Origin of the sequence: Paenibacillus mesotrionivorans (assembly GCF_046098205.1) — a bacterium.
GTDB classification, from domain to species: domain Bacteria; phylum Bacillota; class Bacilli; order Paenibacillales; family NBRC-103111; genus Paenibacillus_AR; species Paenibacillus_AR mesotrionivorans.
Genome location: NZ_JBJURJ010000005.1, coordinates 120,558 through 139,741, shown reverse-complemented (window position 1 = coordinate 139,741; position 19,184 = coordinate 120,558). Strand labels below are relative to the sequence as shown.

10 protein-coding genes are annotated in these 19,184 nt (G+C 55.2%); 6 read left to right on the top strand and 4 right to left on the bottom strand.

The genetic code is table 11. The features are described from left to right. Nucleotides 1–26 precede the first annotated feature (26 nt). Complete coding sequence (locus ACI1P1_RS08940; RefSeq protein WP_416216029.1) at nucleotides 27–2,318, top strand: bifunctional 2',3'-cyclic-nucleotide 2'-phosphodiesterase/3'-nucleotidase; 2,292 nt, start codon at nucleotides 27–29, stop codon at nucleotides 2,316–2,318. Between the two features lie 755 nt (nucleotides 2,319–3,073). On the opposite strand, the gene ACI1P1_RS08935 is transcribed toward ACI1P1_RS08940, so the two are convergent. The 4 genes from ACI1P1_RS08935 to ACI1P1_RS08920 form a co-directional block, all read right to left on the bottom strand. Continuing rightward, entirely contained in the window at nucleotides 3,074–4,414 is a 1,341-nt protein-coding gene (locus tag ACI1P1_RS08935) for an MATE family efflux transporter (protein WP_416216028.1), read from the bottom strand. A gap of 98 nt (nucleotides 4,415–4,512) precedes the next feature. Further along, entirely contained in the window at nucleotides 4,513–6,042 is a 1,530-nt protein-coding gene (locus ACI1P1_RS08930) for a PrpR N-terminal domain-containing protein (RefSeq protein WP_416216229.1), read from the bottom strand. A gap of 27 nt (nucleotides 6,043–6,069) precedes the next feature. Next, entirely contained in the window at nucleotides 6,070–7,611 is a 1,542-nt protein-coding gene (locus ACI1P1_RS08925) for a GNAT family N-acetyltransferase (protein WP_416216027.1), read from the bottom strand. 100 nt (nucleotides 7,612–7,711) lie between these two features. After that, nucleotides 7,712–8,380 carry a DNA-binding response regulator gene (locus ACI1P1_RS08920; protein WP_416216026.1) on the bottom strand — a complete coding sequence of 223 codons (669 nt, stop codon included), beginning with the start codon at nucleotides 8,378–8,380 and terminating at the stop codon, nucleotides 7,712–7,714. Between the two features lie 749 nt (nucleotides 8,381–9,129). Between ACI1P1_RS08920 and ACI1P1_RS08915 the strand changes: the two genes are divergently transcribed. The 5 genes from ACI1P1_RS08915 (at nucleotide 9,130) to ACI1P1_RS08895 (ending at nucleotide 18,962) form a co-directional block, all read left to right on the top strand. Then, on the top strand, nucleotides 9,130–10,104 hold the full coding sequence (locus ACI1P1_RS08915; protein WP_416216025.1) for an ABC transporter permease: 975 nt from the start codon (nucleotides 9,130–9,132) through the stop codon (nucleotides 10,102–10,104). A 32-nt stretch (nucleotides 10,105–10,136) separates the two neighbouring features. Further along, nucleotides 10,137–11,048, top strand: a complete 912-nt coding sequence (locus ACI1P1_RS08910) for a carbohydrate ABC transporter permease (RefSeq protein ID WP_416216024.1) — start codon at nucleotides 10,137–10,139, stop codon at nucleotides 11,046–11,048. A 140-nt stretch (nucleotides 11,049–11,188) separates the two neighbouring features. Next, complete coding sequence (locus tag ACI1P1_RS08905) at nucleotides 11,189–12,754, top strand: extracellular solute-binding protein (RefSeq protein WP_416216023.1); 1,566 nt, start codon at nucleotides 11,189–11,191, stop codon at nucleotides 12,752–12,754. A 25-nt stretch (nucleotides 12,755–12,779) separates the two neighbouring features. Continuing rightward, the gene (locus ACI1P1_RS08900) at nucleotides 12,780–14,132 is read left to right on the top strand and encodes a hypothetical protein (RefSeq protein WP_416216022.1); all 1,353 of its coding nucleotides are present in this window, start codon (nucleotides 12,780–12,782) and stop codon (nucleotides 14,130–14,132) included. Nucleotides 14,133–14,288: 156 nt separating this feature from the next. After that, complete coding sequence (locus ACI1P1_RS08895; protein ID WP_416216021.1) at nucleotides 14,289–18,962, top strand: glycoside hydrolase family 9 protein; 4,674 nt, start codon at nucleotides 14,289–14,291, stop codon at nucleotides 18,960–18,962. The last annotated feature ends 222 nt before the right edge of the window (nucleotides 18,963–19,184 follow it).

Sequence of the window (19,184 nt, the reverse complement as noted above, 5' to 3'; positions counted from 1 at the left end):
CAGAGAGAATAGAGGAGGAACTCCATTTGTCAGGTACAAACAGGTTTTCAGCTTGGAAAAAAGTCCTATCGGCCACGGTGGCAGCCAGTCTGCTGACCCTGCCTGCTGTGCTTCCCGCAGCTGCCCAGGACGGGGCGGTTACGGTAGACCTGCGGATTATGGAAACCACGGATCTGCATGTAAACATGGTGAACTATGATTATTTTGCGGACAAGCCTACAGATGAATACGGCTTTGCCAAAACCGCCTCGCTGATCAAACAAGCCCGCCAAGCGGCCAAGAACAGCCTGCTGTTCGACAACGGCGACCTGATCCAGGGCAATCCGCTGGGCGACTATGTGGCTACGGTAGATCCCCTTCAGCAGGGTGAAACCCACCCCGTTTACAAGGCTATGAATCTGCTGGATTATGATGTGGGCAACCTGGGCAACCACGAGTTTAACTATGGCCTGGACTTCCTCGATACCTCCCTGGAGGGCTCCAATTTTCCTTACGTGAATGCCAACATCTATGTGGATGATCATGACCAGGATGAATCCAATGACAAGAATATGTTTACCCCTTATCTGATTCTGGATAAAGAGGTCACGGACAACAGCGGTGCCAAGCACACGTTGAAGGTGGGCGTTATCGGCTTTGTGCCTCCGCAAATCCTTCAATGGGACAAGGCTAAGCTGGAGGGCAAGGTGGTGGTGAAGGATATCGTCAAAACCGCCGAGAAGTTTGTGCCCGAAATGAAGGCCAAGGGTGCCGACATTGTGGTTGCCATTCCCCATTCCGGCTTCGAGAATATTCCGCAGGCGGACAAAATGGAAAACTCCGTGCTGTACCTGAGCAAGGTGAAGGATATTAATGCCATCCTGTTCGGCCACGCCCATAAGGTGTTCCCGAGCGCCGCCTTCAAGGACCAGCCGGGAGTGGATCTGGCCAAGGGAACCATCAACGGTGTGCCATCTGTTGAACCCGGCTATTGGGGCAACAATCTGGGTATCATCGACCTGAAGCTGAGCCTGGCGGGCGGCAAATGGTCGGTTACCGATTCGGCGGTAACCGTTCAGCCGATTTATGATGCCACAGCCAAAAAATCCCTGGTGGATGCAGATCAGGAGGTGCTGGATGCGGTTAAGGAAGACCACCAGCATACCTTGGACTATGTACGCGGGCCGGTAGGCACCACCACGGCTCCCATCAACAGCTGGTTTGCATTGATCCAGGATGATCCTTCCATCCAGATTGTGACCAATGCCCAGAAGTGGTACGTGGAGAAGCATCTTCAAGGCACGGAGTACGAAGGCATCCCTGTTCTCTCCGCAGGCGCTCCTTTCAAGGCTGGCGGACGCCAAGGCCCGAACTATTACACCAATATTCCTACCGGTGATATTGCCATCAAGAATGTGGCTGACCTGTACCTGTATTCCAACACGGTGAATGCGGTGCTGGTAAGCGGCGCCGAGCTGAAGGAATGGCTGGAATGGTCTGCCGGCCAGTTCAACCAGGTGGATCCCTCCAGCACAGCCAAGCAGGAGCTGATCAACAACGACTTCCCGACCTACAACTTCGACGTCATCGACGGCGTCAGCTACCAAATCGATGTGACCCAGCCTGCCAAATACAAGGCAACCGGCGAAGCGTTGAACCCGACGTCCAGCCGAATTGTAAACCTGCAGTTTGAAGGCAAGGCCATTGACCCGGCGCAAAAGTTTGTGGTCGCTTCCAATAACTACCGGGCGTCCAGCAGCAAGTTCGCCAATCCGGACGGCAAACGTATCATCCTGGCTTCCCCGGATGAAAACCGCCAGGCCGTTATTGATTACATCCGCGAGTACAAAACCATTAACCCCACCGCGGACGGCAACTGGTCCCTGGCGCCTACTATTGGCAGCGCTAATGTAAGCTTCAAAACCTCGCCGGATTCCAAAAGCTTCTCCGACGGGATCGACTCCCTGGTGTATGTGGGCAACACTACGGATGGCTACGCCGAGTACCAGCTGAAGCTGGTCGCCGAAGGCGCAACCGCTCCGGAGGCTCCTGTAGCACCGGCTCCTGTACCGGCTCCAACTGTACCCGCTCCGGCACCGGTTGCTCCGGCGCCTGCGCCTGCTGCACCAGCGCCAGCTCCGGCTGCGCCTGTACCGGCACCGGCTGCACCGCAGCCTGAAGCTGCCGCGGATACCGTCTACACCGTGGTCAAGGGTGACACCCTGTGGGCCATCGGCATCAAGTACAAAACCACCTGGCAGAAGCTGGCCTCCTACAACAAGCTGGCCAACCCGAACCTGATCCACATCGGCCAGCAGATCCTGGTCCCGGCTCAATAAAAGGCAGCGCCGCTGAATTTTAGCAGCACGCGTGGCTACATCACAAAGCCCGTCCTTAGCGGATTCTTCCGTGGGACGGGCTTTTTGGCGGTGCGGTGGCGGTTCGTTGGAGACAGCCGCTGCGGGCGGTAGGAGCTGATTGGAGGCGAGGCGGTGTAAGCTGACGTGGCGGCAACGACGGTAGGGGTTAGCGTGGGATGAGTCAGGCTCATCGGGACTACGGGGCTTTATATTCAGCCCGGTCGCTTGCATGGATACCCAGCCCGCAGTCCGCCCGTTCCGGTTTCGTGCCTGAAGACCGTCCTCGGTCCCTTGCCCGTAGGCCACCTGCAATTTTAACGGAAGTGAGCGCCCTTATTTGGCCGAAAACGGCCCTTCAAAAAATCTAACGGAAGCAGGAGCCCTTATTTGCCTTCGCCGCGGGGATTTCCCCCTGTTTCAGGGCAAATAGAGGCTCTCACTTCCGTTAGAATCCGTGGAGGCGCTTTTTTGCTCTAATAGCGGCGCTCACCGCCGTTAGAATTTCCCAGGTCCAGTGGCCATCTGCCGAAAGTGACATCCCAGGCACCGCCTGTGCATCATTCCCGTCCCAATGACCAACGGCCATCACCGAAAGTGAAATGCCAGGTACCACCTGGGCATTATTTCCTTACAAATTCCGGTATCTCCTAAGAGCCGCGGCACCGAAAAAGCTGTCTCGAGGAGTGGCACTCCTGGCCCACAGTAGCCTCACAGCAGTCTCACCACCGAGTACCTCACCCCCCCTGCAGCAGCGTATGCCGCTTTTTGAACCGGAAATAATAGGGCACCTCATAAGCCAGCATCAGCGTCCAGCCGATAGCATTGGCATAGGCTGTGCCGTTCAGGCCCACGTGGGGGACCAGGATCAACACGAATATGACCCGGGTGGTGATTTGGATCAGGGTGGATAGCAGGGTGATTTTCATATTGCCCATCCCCCGGAAGAACCCCTGAATCCCGTTGGTAAACGCCGGGAACAGGTAAAAAAGAGCCATCCATTTCAGATAGTCCACGCCCAACTGGATAGTAGATACGTCCTCAGCCTTCACAAACAGCCGCATAATCGGCTCCTTCAGGCTGAAGGCCAGCACGCCGATCAGAATCCAATAGCAGAACTCCAGCTTCAGGCCAACCTTCAGGCCGGACAATACCCGGTCCTTTTTCTTAGCGCCGCGGTTCTGGGCCACAAAGGTCATCATCCCGTGGGAGATACTCTGCTGCGGGGTAAACGCAAAATCATCCACACGGTTCACCGCATTAAACGCCGCAATGGCATCCACCCCCAGCGGATTGACCACACCCTGAATGATCAGCTTGCCGATAGGCTGGGCGGATTGCTGCAGAGCCGTGACACTGCCGTGGCGGAGAATCCGGTCCAGCATACTCCGGTCGAAGCGGAAATCCGCTTTCCCCAAACGGAGCAGCGGCACTTTCCGGTAAATATACACCATACAAAATATTGCCGAACATGCTTCAGCGATGTTGGTCCCCAAAGCGGCTCCCGCCACTCCCCAGTCCAGCACAGCCACAAACAGCAGATCCAAACAGGCATTAAGCACGGATGCAATGGCGAGGAAACGGATGGGTGTTTTGGAGTCGCCTACACTTCTCATAGCTGCGGAAACCGCATTGTACCAATAAATAAACGGAGTGGCGGTTAAGCTGATGCGCAGAAACAGAGTGGAGGAATGCATAATTTCCTGGGGGACGCCGAGAAGCCGCAGCAGGCCCGGGGCGAAGATCAGCCCCAGCATCATAATGAAAATGGAGAAAACACCGCCGAACAATAGGGTGGTGGAGACGGCTTTTTTCAGTTCCTTTTCGTTGCCCGCGCCGAACAGCTCGCTCATCAGCACCGAGGCTCCGATACAGATCCCGGAAATACCCAGAATCAGAATGTTGATAATAGGGGTGGAGGTACCCACCGCTGCAAGGGCGTCCTTCCCGGCGAACCTGCCGATAATGATGGAATCGACCGCATTGTAAGTCAGCTGCAGCATATTCCCCAGAACAAAAGGAATGGAAAAGTGAATCAGATGTTTGGCCGTATTGCCGCTGGTCATGTCCCGGATCATGTGTCAACACTTCTTTCATCGTCGTTTGTCAGGAATATTGTAGTCAGATGACGATGAAGCTTCAACGAAGATTGGCAGCGATTTGTTTCAAAATGAAACTATTTCAGCTTTCTCCATAACGTGCTGTGGCTAATCCCCAGTCTTTTTTCCACCTTGGCCTGGTTCAAACCTTCCTCTTCCATTACATGGCGGATGACCCGGGCTTCAATTTCCTTGAGGCTGCCGCTTAAATCCATAGGCGCCAGACTGGCTTGGGAATAGTGGCGGTGCTCCCGCTCCAAGGCGTGGCGGACTTGGTTTTCCGGAATATACGCGCCCTTGCAGCCCAGGGCCAGCTCATTGACCACCCGCATAAACTGCCGCAGGTTTCCCGGCCAAGGATACTCGCGCAGCAGACGGATGCCGTTTTCCTTTACACCTACGGCCCGGATACCGCATCTCACGTCCAGAGCAGCCAGATACATGCTTACCATGTTGGGGATATCCGAGGCATAAGCGGCAAGAGGCTTCAGTTCCATTCTCACCTCATCCAAATAGGGCTTAAGCTGCCGCAGCAGCTTTCCGCTTTTCACTGCCGTCTCCACAGGCAGCTCCGCTGTGGAAATCATTTTGACTCGGCTGTCCTTGGACAGCCTTTTGAGCAGAGGCAGGAGCTGCTGTTGGCCTTCGGGCCATAAACCGGTGATGTCCTCCAAAAACAGGGTAAGCTCCCCTTCCGGCAAAAGCTCCTCCAAAAGCCCATCCAGCCGGCTGAACACACCGGTATCTGTGATGGACCCGCAGCTGACACGGACCAGCCTTTTGCGCTTGACGGAGCCGAAGCAGCAGCAGAGAAACCCGGCGTCATCCTTGCACATACCCTCCTCTCCTGTAATGATGGTGGGCAGGGGAGTATCACTCCATTCCGTCAGCTGGAGCATGACCTCAGGTGGAAACACGGTGTGGACCGCGCTTGGCAGCAGTTCTTCCTTCGGAACCACAAGAATGGCATCATCGGCAAAAACACTCGAATTTCCCATCACCTTGACGGGGTGGGCGAAGGAGGGAGCTGCCTGCTTCTGATGGGATAATGCGGTGGTCCACCGGATGGCCTCCTCGATGGCGCTTCGGACCGCCTCCGCCCCGCTGGTAAGCAGAATGCTGTTCATCCCCAGCTCCTGGGCCGTCTGGTACACAATCTGGTCTCCCACCACCAGTTCGCAGCCGTCGTTTTTCAGACTCAGGACCAGCTCGTGAACCTCCCGGTGCTCCCGGTAAGCGGCTGCAGGTACGGCATACCCCAGCAGATCGCTTAATTGGGCGAAGGATCGGACAATATTGGGATAGGCCAGGAGCGCTTTTTGGCCTGTGTAGCCTGCAGACAGCTGGATGACCCGGATCATATCAAAGGCATTGACCGGCATTTCGATAACGGGAATGGGAGATACCCTCCGGCAGGCATCCACCGTCCCCCCACGGGTAATCACCGCATCGAAATGCTCTGCCGCATTCAGCTCCAATAAGAGCTGCGGCCCGTTGAGATAATTGCCTAGGTGCACTTGGATATAGGCTTCGGGATATTCCTCCGCCACTGCCGCGGCCAGCTCCTTAAGGCCCGCATACGGGGCCAGAATCAAAATTCTTGTCATCACACGCGGGCCTCCCTAGCTTTTGGCTTACTCCATTTCCTCATTTAACAAGACCATATGGATGTGATCCTCCCACTTGCCATTGATCCTCAGGTATTGCTTGGCCAACCCCTCATGATAAAAGCCCAGCTTCTCCGTAACCTTCAGGGAGGCTAAGTTGCGAGGCATAACGTTGGCTTCGATGCGGTGCAGGCCCAGCTTTTGAAAGGCATAGGCTGCTACTTCTTTGACGGCCTCGGTCATATAGCCTTTTCCCTGTTCCGTCCCGTCCAGCCGGTATCCCAAGTGGCAGGACTGGAAGGCGCCCCGTACAATGTTGGAAAGGGCCACAGACCCGATCACCCGTTCCGGCTCCTCCGCCTTGCACAGCCACAGCTTAACCAGCTGTCCCCGCTCAGAATTAACCTTGTCCTCGGCCAGCATCTGCTTCTGCGCCTCCAACGTGTAGAACTGCGGCTGCCGCAATATCTCCCACTCGGCAAGAAACTCCTTATTGCGCAGGAAATAATCCAGAACCGCCTCTGATGTCACATCATTGCCGGATTTCAGAAGCAGCCGGGGAGTCTGCAGTTGAAGAGGCTGGTTTTGCGGTGTAGCTTCCAGGCTGTATTCTGCCTTCCCAATACCGGGGGGCTGTGATCCCGATTCGCCAGCCTGCTGCATATCCGGGTCCTCGCCGCGTGTGTGCAGCTCAACAGATTTTCGCTTGATGCTGTAATACCGCATAGCAGCCGGCTCAGCGTGTATCTCCAACACACCGGCATTCACTAGCTCCCGCAGCCGGTATTCGAAGAAGTATTCGGGAATATTCTGCTCACAATAACCAATGGCCTCTCCCAATAAACGCGCTGCCTTCAAAGAAAGTCCATCTCCAGGCTCTCTTAACACATCCAGCTTCTCCAGCAGATACCCGTCAAAATAATCCTCCGGCACTTCTGTGACCGCTTCATGCTCCCAGATACGCAAGTTCCCCTTTTGCCCAGCTATATCAAGCCATTCCTGCTCCAGCCAGCTGCGCTCCTCCAAGGTCAGACGTCCGCTGCCATCAATGGTCAGCAGAGCTTGACGGAGCTTGTCCGGCGGTATTTCGCCTGAGTGCCTGTATTGAATGAAGGCTTCGGGACGGTTGAACAGCTTTTCGCAAATGGCACAGGCATTATAGACTGATACAGGATTCGGCTTATCCCGCAGCAAATAAAGGGAATGCCGCAGTCCGGCCTGCTCGCTGGCATTGTCTCCGGCCCACAGAATGACTTCGGCTTGAGGCGGGATGCGGGAGATGCAAGCAAGGAGGATCGTATACTCCTCTTCAAAATGATCATATGCCTTGCCCCCGTCCGTTATATGGGCACCGAACCATTGGCTGCGCGCGGCACGGCCTTCCCGCGAATCCAGTCCGCCGAGGGGCCCGATGGCATAATGTTCCTCCAACACAATCAGCTCATGAGAAGGTGGACCCACCGTTTGGGCTAATGCAAGCTTCAAGCTGCCAGCAAAGGAATGCCCAACGACCATATGTACATGGATGGAGTCTGCTTTTGTTTCCCGTGTTCCACTATTCCGGTTCATCTTCCGCCTCCTTTAATCTGCACTTTCATCTTTGTTTATGGTAATGGAATAATCGTGCGGATTCAATCCGTTTTGCAAATAACGGAAGCTTAACAGACCATTAGTCCAACCGGACCCGGCTGTTATCCGGATTCAGGATGTAAGCCCGGATACGCTGCTTTCCTTTAAGGGGTACAATAATTCCTTTTGCGCGCAGACTGCTTAAAATGCGTCGTGTGTGGTCTCTGCTGGTTTGTAGAAATGTTGCCGCCGACGAAGGCGTAACCTCTTGGCCCAGATGCACGAAGAATTGGGCCAGTTGCCTTTCTTTTTGGCTGAAGTGGGGAGCGGTCAATAGGGAACCGTAATACTTGCCCAGCAGCTGTTGGATAAACAACTGGCATCGCTGGGGCTTCTCCTTTACATCATCAAGGGCGAAACGGAACACCTTCCAATCTTCGAAGATCAGATGGTTTTGCCGCTGCAACTGGTCCGCGAACTGCCACCGGTTCAGATCCTTGGCGTGGCTGCCGAAGCCATCCAGCTCAAAGCAAAGGCGGTAGGGTGGCCGGAGATAGGCAAAGTCCAGAAACCGGAAGCCCTGCACCAGCCCGCTCACCTCATATTCCGCATACAAATGTTCAAAGCTGCCCACCGCCGGCCACCAAACCTGTTGAAGAAACAACTGCTCCAGGTAACCGTGCCCTTCCTGCAGCCTGCGAAGGCTTTCTCTGCTGCGGCCTTTTTGCTGATGTTCCATAAAGGCGGCATATTCACGCTCATAGCTCATTAGGATCCTCTCCTCTGACGGAAATAAAAAAACCGCAGCATCCCGGAGGATGTGCGGCGTGTGCTTCACGCATGGTTGTGCCCGTATGCGTTTATCGTAACAAAACAAGCTCCGGATGGCAATATAGCTATTAATGTACTCCAGACTAGCGGCAAACCGTCACTCAACTAGCGGCGGACCACCATTCGGCCTTCCCAAATGGACATTTGAGAAATGTAAGCGGCAAACAATGTCTGCTATTTGGCTAAAAAGTAGAAAACAACCAGAATAACGACATAAAATGTCTGCTAAATGCTCTCTGGAAGGCGAAAGTGAGGCTTTTCACAGCAATAGCAGACAAATCATGTCGCTATTTTGCCCAAAAGAGGGTGCCGCTGATAAATAGCAGACATTTGCGGTCCGCTATCATGCCGGAAGTGGTAGAAATGGGGGACGCGGAAGGGGCAAACGGTTGGAGTGGAATGAGTGGGCTATACGGTTGGAATGGAATAAGTGTGGTATACGGTTGGAGCGGGAGAAACGAGGGCAGCGGTCAAACGAGAGAAACGTGGGCAGCGTGGGCAGTGGTCAAATGAGAGAAACGTGGACAAGCAGGGGAGGTAGAACAGGCGATAAAGTTGATCCCCACCGGCCCAACCCGCCCCCAACAAACCCCACGAGAATCCGTCACGATGAAACAAGGATAGATCATCGTCATCGGACCACCCCCGTTTTATACTTACAGTATGCAGATGAAAGGAGTGGAGCATGTGAGAGAAACAGCCGCACCGCCAAGGGTTGCGCTGCAAGAGAGAGCCGTTGGGGCAGGGCTCAAAAAATGGCGCCAATTCTGGAAGTTCCGGTATCTGACGCTGATGGTGCTGCCGACGGTAGCCGTCCTGATCCTGAACAATTACCTGCCCATGTTCGGGCTGTTCATTGCCTTCAAGAAGATCAATTATATTGACGGGATTTGGCATAGCCCCTGGGTGGGCACGGAGAACTTTACCTTCCTGTTCAACAACGGCTCCTTGTGGCGGATCGTCCGCAACACCGTCGGGTACAGCCTGACCTTTATGTTTTTGAACCTGCTGTTATCCGTGGCATTGGCCGTAGCCATCAACGAGCTGCGCAGCCGCCTGGCCGCCCGCACGTACCAGACGTTCCTGATTATGCCCCATTTTTTGTCCATGGTGGTAGTGAGCTATCTGGTGTATGCCTTTCTACATCCCACCAGCGGCTTCATTAATACCTCCATTCTGGAATGGCTGGGAAAGGAGCCCATTTCCTGGTACATGGATAAGCAGTATTGGCCCTTCATTCTGACCATCGTCAGCGCGTGGAAGGGGGTAGGCATGGGAGCGGTGGTGTACATTGCCGCCATCTCCGGCATCGATCCGGAATATTATGAAGCCGCCGTCATCGACGGAGCCAGCAAGTGGAGGCAAATCTGGCACATCACGCTGCCCTCCATCCGGCCGATTATCATCATTATGACCATCCTGAACATGGGACATGTGTTCAACTCGGATTTTGGCTTGTTCTATCAGGTCACCATGGACTCCGGGATGCTCTATCCGGTGACGGATACGGTAGATACCTATGTTTACCGGGTCATGACCCAACTGAACGATATCGGCATGTCCTCCGCAGCGGCGTTGGTGCAATCCGTATTGGGCTTTATTATGGTCATTTTCACCAATGGCGTTGTCCGCAAAATCGACTCGGAGCAGGCTTTATTCTAAACTCCGCTCTTATCTAAGGAGGTGCACATGCTGTGGCAGCCACAACCGCCCGGCGGGAAAACCGCATTTCACCCGTATCCAACCTCATGCTCAATCTAGCATTTGTACTTTTGTCGCTGGCCTGCGTGCTCCCGGTGGTGCTGGTCATCATCGTATCCTTTACCAACGGCGATGTTCTCATCAATGAAGGCTACAGCTTCTGGCCCAGTCAGTGGTCGTTAACCGCATACCGGACCATGTTTACCGATGCGTCCACCATCTTCAATGCATACGGCGTCAGCATCGGCATTACGGTTGCGGGAACCGTGCTGAGCGTGCTATTGATGGCAATGTTCGCGTATCCTATCTCCCGCAGAGATTATCCGCTGCGTTCATTCTTTACCTTCTTCCTGTTCTTCACCATGCTGTTCAGCGGAGGGATGGTGAGCAAGTATATGGTGTACACCCAGGCCCTGGGCCTGAAGGACTCGTACCTGTCCCTGATTTTGCCGCTGCTGATTATCCCGTTTAACGTCATTATTATGCGGACCTTTTTCCAGACCACCATCCATCCGGCCTTAATTGAATCCGCCAAAATCGACGGAGCGGGGGAGCTGCGGATATTCATCCAGATCATCCTGCCCTTGTCCTTGCCGGTGATGGCCACCATGGCGCTGTTCTCCACCATTCTGTACTGGAACGACTGGTTCAACGCCCTGCTCTTCATTAATAAAGAGGCCATGTACCCCCTCCAATTCCTGATGATGCGGGTGCTGAAGGATGTGCAGTATATCCGGGAAAATATGGCCCTTGCCATGCAAAACCCCGAGCTGTTGAAGGACTTGCCTAATGAGTCCCTGCAAATGGCCATGGCTGTAGTGGGGATGGGGCCGATTCTCGTAGTGTATCCCTTCTTCCAGAAATACTTCGTGAAGGGTCTGACGGTCGGCGCCGTCAAGGGATAGCCGAAGTCGTTTGATGGGAGACGCATGGCGGAATCCGCCTTCCGCCGTTACACCGTGCTTCACCGGCCGCCCTACATCAGCAGCCTGTTGAGTTTGACGGCCGTTTGACATATTATCCATTACAGGGAGGGTCACAAAAAATGAACCGTAAAAAATCGGCATTACTTGCACCTGTGGCATTGGCGGTCGGATTAACCACCGCATTGGCCGGCTGCGGCAGCAGCTCGGAGAGCACCCCTAGCACCGCCCCCAGCACACCGGCCGGCACCACTGCCCCTGCAGCCAGCCCCCAAGCCGCCAAGCTGGACCCGTATGAGGTATCCATTATCTATTACGGCAAGCCGCAAAAGGATGACCCAGTCATCCAAGAGAAGCTCAATGAATATTTGAAGGAAAAAATCAACACCACCGTGTCCCTGCAGCCCATCGCCCCCAGCGACTACCAGAAGAAAACCGAGCTGATGATGAACACCGGCGAGAAGATGGATCTCTTGTTTACCGCCTCCTGGCTGGGCTTTTCCTCCAACGTTACCAAGGGCGCATTCCTGGAGCTGGATTCCCTGGTGGAGAAATACGGTCAAGGCTTGAAGAAGGAGCTGCATCCCCTTTATTTGGAGGCGCCCCGTTATAAAGGCAAGCTGTATGCCATTCCCACGAACAAGGAAATTACACAAGGCAAAGCCTTCACCTACCGCAAGGATATCGTAGACAAATATAATATTCCTATTGATAAGATCAATAAGATGGAGGATCTGGAGCCGTATTTTGCCACCATCAAGGAAAAGGAGCCCACCTTCACCAACCTGTATGTGGCAGGCGGTCCGGTCAGCTTCATGATGTACGAAACCCGCTCCAACTACCGTCCCATCGGCCCGACTCCCGGCAAGCTGCCCATGTTCTTCATGGATTACAAGTCCAAGGACATGAAGGTCAAGACTGTGCTGGACCAGGACATCGTCACTCTGAACAAAACCGATGCAGAGCTTTTCCGCAAATATTATGAAAAGGGATACATCAACGCCGACGCCGCTACCACCACAACCAACGTGGCCGATATCCGCAAACAAGGCAAGCTTTGGCTGCAATCTACCGTGTGGAAGCCGGGCGCAGACATTGAGCTGAAGCTGGCTGACAATTTCGATTGGGTGTCCCATGTCATCGAAGAGCCGATTGTCACCACTGATCTGGCTACCGGCTCCATGATGTCCATCTCCAGGACCTCCAAAAACCCCGAACGGGCGATGATGGTGCTGAACTACCTGCACACCGATCCGTATGTGATCAACCTGCTGGTGAACGGGATTGAAGGCAAACACTACAAGAAGCTCAGCGCCAACCGCATCGAGCCCATCAAGGATTCCGGCTATGGCGATACCGCTCTTTTTTGGGTGGTGGGCAACCAGTTCCTGAACTACCTGAAGCCCGGACAACCGGATGACCTGTATGAAAGCTGGAAAAAATTCAACAACGAAGCCACCCGTTTCCCGCTGCTGGGTTTTACCTTCGACGATACCAAGGTGAAGAATGAAATTGCCCAATTGACTACAGTCGTCAATGAGTATAAGGCGATCAGCACCGGTGCTTTGCCCAACCCCTCCAAGATGCTGGACGAACGCAATACCAAGCTGAAAGCCGCCGGGTTAGAGAAGGTTCAGGCCGAAATGCAGACTCAAATCGATGCGTGGCTGGTAGAGTCGAAGAAATAAGGATTTGCTCAGGAGGCGGAATATATTGAAACCGGAACGTTTGATCTACACCTTCGTCAGCTATGCCTCCCATTATGACACACCCTGGGGAAAAGGAACGGCTGTTGAAGGTGTGGAAAGAACCGCAGCCTTGGCCCACCGTTACGGCATACCTGTCACCTGGATCGTCAACCGGGGTTCCATCCCCGTGTTGGCGGACCGGATCCGGGAGTGGCATGAAGCTTATGGGGATGACGTGATTCTGCAATGCCCTTTTTTCGAGGAGGAGGCAGGCGGGTCGAAGGCTGTATTGAAGCAAAAGCTGGAGCAGGACTGGCAGCTTGTCCAGGAGCATTTCCCCTGGGTGCAAGTGAAAATTGCCGGCAGAGGCAAAATTTATAATGAAGTGATTGAAGTGCTGGAGGAGCTGGACTTCCGGGGCATGTGGGGCTACTGCTGGGAGCAGGTATGGTGGGACGGCATTACCCACAAGGGCATTCCCTGGGGCTCCTGGTTTGTGGACCCGGCCAGATATACGGCTCCCCATCCGGGAAAAGGCAAGGTGGTAGCCTGCGAATGGACCGCCCGGGATTTGCATCAGACCTGGAGCACCGGCAGTCCCGTGCTGTATTCCACCGATCCCAACGATGTGCTGCGCGCCGGACTCTGCTCGGGAGAGGACATCGAGTATTGGAAGCTGGTATTTCAGGAGTATCTGGATAATACCGACCATAATGACCGTGTCTATTTCCTACAGCATCAAGAGGCCCATGAGATGGAATTTACCCCGCAGTTTCAGGTGTTTCCCGCGTCCCATGTGGAGGCCTGCGAGGGGATGCTGGACCGGTTCTTCCAGTACATTACCGGCTTTGGCATTACGCTGACGACATTGCCCCAGGCGTTGGGCGAGTATGGCAAGAGGTACGAGGAAACAGAACCGGTTTACATGCTGACCCGCGACAAACCTATCCGGCCGCAGATCAATGAATATACCCTGACGCTGGGCGGGGTGGGGCTGGGTCCGTGGCCCGATGCTTTCCTCACCTACGACAAGGATGCCCAGATGGGTTTTGTCAAAGGGGAATGCAGACCGCGACTGCTCCGCAGCTACACCGGCAGTGCGGACGGCGCCAGGGAATACGCCGAGGAGGCTCCGCCGGTATTCGTCCGCCACTATGAACGAACGGAGACGGCCATCCGGTTCACCTATGAGATTGGGGAGTGGAAAGCCATTCCCTTCGGTCTGGTGTATTGGGATGATCTAGCCGGCTTCCGTCTGGCCTCCTGCTCGCTGGCCGGAGCGCAGGTGAAAATCATCAAGGACGAATTGGCCTTTCTCCGGTTTAATCTGACGGGAGAGCCTATGGTGATTGAGCTGGAATTTAAGGCCGGACAGTAGCAGTCATTTGCAAAAGGCAGTTAGGTACACGTCAAGATACACAATAAGCACACATCAGGGCACACATCCGGAAAAATGAGCTGCATCGCAGTCTCTGGGAAGGTGTGCCCTGATTTTTATATACATATGTAAACGATTACAAAGGAGGAAAATGACATGTATGCTTTATTTCTGCCTGGGAGCAAAAACCGGATGGGAAGGAGGGTGGTGCCGCTTCTGCTGGCGCTTGTCCTGTTGTTGTCCGCACCCCTGATCGCGATGGGAGCTGTTGCGCCACTTCCCGGACCCAACACGCCCATGGTGTACGATGATTTTTCCAATGGGGGAACCTTCACGCAAAATTGGGCGAACTGGTACAACCAGGCCGGGGGAACAGGCACGTATGCCAAGGTAACGGCAGACGGCAGAGCTGTAGGCAAATTCACCCAAACCCCGGCCACTGCCTCCTCCTGGGCCAAGTTCGAGCCCCAGCATGACAACGGCAACTTCTATGGCTACCGTTACATAACCTTTGTCATGAAGAATCCCGGCAACGAGGGAGCCCGCATCCGCATCGGCATTACCGACGGCACCAACAGCTACAATCTGTCCGGGGATTGGATCACGGTACCCCAGGATTGGACCACCTTCAATTTTGATCTGGACCAGTTTCCGGTGCTGAACCGCAAGAGCATCCACTTCTCCATCTGGCTCCGCCAGACGGGGGGGCAATATGGGGAAATTCTGATTGATGAGATTAAGGGGACTTCTCCTGCCGAAGGCCAACCTGCGACACTCAGCAATACAGGAGTGGACCAGATCTCCGGGGATGAAAATACCCGTTTTACCTTCCGGGCCACCTACACGGACCCGGATAACGATGCGCCGTTTGCGGTGCAGCTGGTGCTTGATGATACCACGGTTATCGCGATGGATGAGGTGGAGCGCGGGGACTTCCAGTACGCCGACGGCAAGGACTATATCCTGGCAACGAAGCTGTCTGCCGGGACCCATACCTACGCCATCCGCGCAACGGATGCCCATAATGACCCGGCGGTGTGGACCGGCCAACCGATTACAGTAGCTAGTGTATGGCAGACGGCAGATGTGAACGATAACGCTATTGGGCCCGGGGCCGCCCAGTTCCAGTATGCCGGAACAGGCTGGCAGTATGGTGCTGCTACTGCAGGCAGTTTTGGCGGGGACCAGCATGTATCGGCGGCTGCCGGGGATACAGCCACCTTCCGCTTCACCGGTACCAAGGTGCAGCTTTATGGGGCCAAGGCACCGGGTTACGGGATTGCCGGCATCTCCATAGACGGAGGAGAGGAGCTGGCCGTATCGGCTTATGCCGCTTCCCGGCAGGAGCATGTCCTGCTGTATACCAGTCCGGAGCTGTTGAACGGGGCGCATACCCTGACTGTCCGGGTTACAGGTGAAAAAGAAACGGTCTCCTCCGGTGCTGCGGTGGCGGTGGACCAGGTGAAGGCGGTGCTGTATACCGGAAACCTGGTGGACAGCATCAATGTTTCCCAAGCCGGTTATGGGGCGTTGGATTACAAACTGGCTACGGTTACGGCAGTGGATGCGCTGACTGACCTTAGTGTCCAGATTAAAAGCGGCGCTGCAGCTGTTTGGTCCGGTAACCTGAAGGATGAGGGTGTAATCTGGGGCAAACATGCCTATTCCCTTGACTTTTCCTCCTTCACCCAAACCGGAGAGAGCTTCACCATCACAACCAACGGCAAAACCTCCTACAACTTCCCCATCAGAAGCAATCTGTGGAACAGCTTTAAGGATGAAATGACCGCCTTCTACCGGCTCCAACGGTCCACGGACACCCGGGTCAGCTATCCGGCGGGCTACAGCGATATCGCCCCTTCGGCCAAGGTATTCCATCCCGAATCCTTCCTGGATGATGCCGTGGCCGCCGATGGCACCCATTATGATCTTACCGGGGGCTGGTTCGATGCCGGGGACTATGGCAAATACGGCGGCAACCAGTGGGTCACCGGGGAAATTGCCCTGGCTTATCTGCGGCATGCGGACTCCCCTGAGGTCAATTACGACAATGACGCCAACGGCATCCCGGATCTTCTCGACGAGGCGATTTTCGGCAGCGAATATCTGATGAAGTTCGCTGATCAGATGGACGGAGCTATCTATAATATCAAGAACTACACGGACTTCAAACATCCGGAGAAGGCTACAGACAACATCGTCGGTACGGCAGACGATCCTACCCTGCGGGAGCTGTGTGTGGGCGGCTCCGGCAAGGCGGCGGGTGCCTTGGCGGCGACGGCCCGGGCCATTAACGACGCTATTGCCAACGGGCGTGTTTCTTCGTCCAAGGTGGCGGAACTCCAGGACTTTTCCAATACCATTTCCGCTGCGGCTGTGCCTTTTTACCAATTCGCCCTGAACTGGGTCGGTCCTGACCCGGGCAGCTACGTTACGACGGGAGGCATTCCCAATACGCTGCTGTGGGCGGAGGTGGAGTTGTATCTGCTGACCGGAGCTGCGGAATATAAGAATGCCGCTTTGCCCCGGATCAGCGCTATCGCGCCGGGTGATCTGCGCTCCACCAACTATTGGGATATGCGGCCGATGACACTGGCGGAGTTCTACCCGGTGGCGGATACGGCGGTGAAAGCGCATATCAAAAGCGTTCTGGACAAACAAATGGAGTATTTCCTGACTTCCCAGGATGATACGCCTTATGGGGTGCTGAACGAGTTCGGCAACTTCGGCGTCAACGAGCCTTTGGGCTCTTACATCGGCGATGCCCTCCGCTACAACGATCTATTTCCCGATCCTGCGGTGAAACAGGCGGCGATGAAAGGGCTGTACTGGATCTTCGGTAACAATCCCTGGAACAAAAGCTGGGTGTCCGGTGTGGGTACGGATCATGTCCGCTATGTGCATACCCGGCTGGATGAGGAAGCCCGCAGCTCCACCAACCGGGGTGTGGTGGTTCCGGGGGCTATGGTGGCAGGACCCAATATGAAGGATACCAAAAACAAGGCCAGTGTCAGCCCCTGGTATGAGGATCGTCCTTTCCCGGAGGATGACCTGAACCAGTGGAGGTACAACGAGTTCAGTATTAGTATACAAGCCGGTTTGCTGTATTCAGTCATGGCCCTCAGTGGCACATCGGATGCTTCCGTTGGCGGGCAGGCCTTGCCGGAGCTTCCCGTAACCACTCCTGCCATCGGGGATTATGTGACCGGGATGGTGACGGTGTTTGCCGAACCCCAGGGGGCAGTCAGCGCTATGGATTACCGGGTGGACGGGTCGTACCAGCCTATGACCGGCTCCGGCGGGGTTTACACTGCGCAGTACGATACCTCTTCTTTGGCTCCGTATACCAATAAACGGGCTTATGTCCGGGGAACGGCAGCGGACGGGCGCTCCACCTACAGCGCCACTCATTTCACTGTTGCACCGCCCCTGCCTGATCCGGGACATCCGCTGTTGTACGATAATTTCAGCGGACAGGGCACCTGGGGAGGGGGAGGTTTGGACTGGGTGAACTGGTACAACCAGGACGGCGGTTCGGGTGTATATACGGACGGTACGGAGGACGGCCGGAGCATCGGCCGGTTTACCCATAACTCCGCCTCCACCAAGTCCCAGGCCAAGTTTGAGCCGTGGAAGGATAAGGTGGACTTGTCCGGCTACCGTTATCTCACCGTGGTTATGAAAAATCCCGGCTATGACGGCATGCGGGTGAAGATTACCGGCTCCGGCGGATATATTGCGGTGCCCACGGAATGGACCACCTTCAACTTCGATTTGGACGCCTCCGGCACCCTCGACAAAAAGGCGGTCCATCTGGAGGTATGGCTGAAGGAAACCACGGCGGTTCCAGGCGAGCTGTGGATCGATGAGATTTACGCCTCCAACCAGCCCTCCGGCACAGCGCCGGTATTGAGCGGTACAGGTGTAAACGCTGTGGCCGGGGATACGGATACTCTGTTCACCTTCAGTGCGGACTATCAGGATGTGGACAATCAGAAGCCGTTCCGGGTGCAGGTGGTGATCGACGGTGTGATCCGGGATATGGCGGAGCTCAACACGGCGGATACGGTATATACGGACGGCAAGCAGTATACGTATTCGACTCGTTTAGGGCTGGGCACCCACTCGTATTATTTCCGCACTACGGACAATACGTCCGCGGTGGTGGCTGCCCCTGTGGTGACCGGTCCTGTGGTAACCGCGCCGCTGCCGCCGGGCCCTCTGCTCCTAGAGGCGGAGCAGTTGACTGTTGCCGCTATGTCGGCAGGGGATGCCCATACCCTGCGTACAGACACCAAGCTGAGCGGCGGCCAAGGCACCAACCTGGCGGCCAACGCGGTTGGGGATTTTGTGGAGTACCGCTGGAGCCCTGCCGGGGTAACGGCACTGCGAAGCGGCGTCACTGCTGCTGTGTATGGTGCGGAAACGGTGACGGGGCAGGTGTATGGCGGTTATACCGGTATTGGTGTGGAGCTTCCGCCGGATGACAGTGACATGGCTGGTTTTACCGTCAGCGGCAGCGTCTACGGTCTGAATCCGTCGGCTGCAGCAGCGTTGGCTACTGGCGGCAAGCTGTACAATGTAAAGGTTGGCGTGATGAAGAATAACGACCGCGGCATCTATCAGCTGTCCGTCAACGGCGTGAACCAGGGTGCGCCTATGGATCTGTATGATTTGCCCACGGGCGCGGTCTATCAGGAAATTGACCTGGGAGATGTTGCGTTCCCGGCGGGAGGGGAGCTGGTGCTGCGCTTCACCAGCACTGGTAAAAACGTCTCCAGCAAAGGCTACCGGCTGGTGCTGGACTATGTGCGGCTGACGCCGAAGTGAGGGGGCAGAATTTTGGTGCTGCCATTCATGTTATGGTCCGCCGCATAGATGACGGATCTTCGATGACTGATACCAATGACTGAATTACCAATGACTGATCACCAATGACTGAATTACCAATGCAATGACCGGGAATCAATCCTTGGTGCAACTAATCGGCTTTGCTGCTTTCAAGGCTTCCTTTGTACATCCAGCCTGCGGCTCGAACCATGTTATTTCAGG

Excerpts from the sequence above, each read along its gene's own strand:
- ACI1P1_RS08935 (WP_416216028.1), bottom strand. The coding sequence starts at position 4,414 with ATGATCCGGGACATGACCAGCGGCAATACGGCCAAACATCTGATTCAC.
- ACI1P1_RS08895 (WP_416216021.1), top strand. The coding sequence starts at position 14,289 with ATGTATGCTTTATTTCTGCCTGGGAGCAAAAACCGGATGGGAAGGAGG.
- ACI1P1_RS08920 (WP_416216026.1), bottom strand. The coding sequence starts at position 8,380 with ATGAGCTATGAGCGTGAATATGCCGCCTTTATGGAACATCAGCAAAAA.
- ACI1P1_RS08930 (WP_416216229.1), bottom strand. The coding sequence starts at position 6,042 with ATGACAAGAATTTTGATTCTGGCCCCGTATGCGGGCCTTAAGGAGCTG.
- ACI1P1_RS08925 (WP_416216027.1), bottom strand. The coding sequence starts at position 7,611 with ATGAACCGGAATAGTGGAACACGGGAAACAAAAGCAGACTCCATCCAT.
- ACI1P1_RS08905 (WP_416216023.1), top strand. The coding sequence starts at position 11,189 with ATGAACCGTAAAAAATCGGCATTACTTGCACCTGTGGCATTGGCGGTC.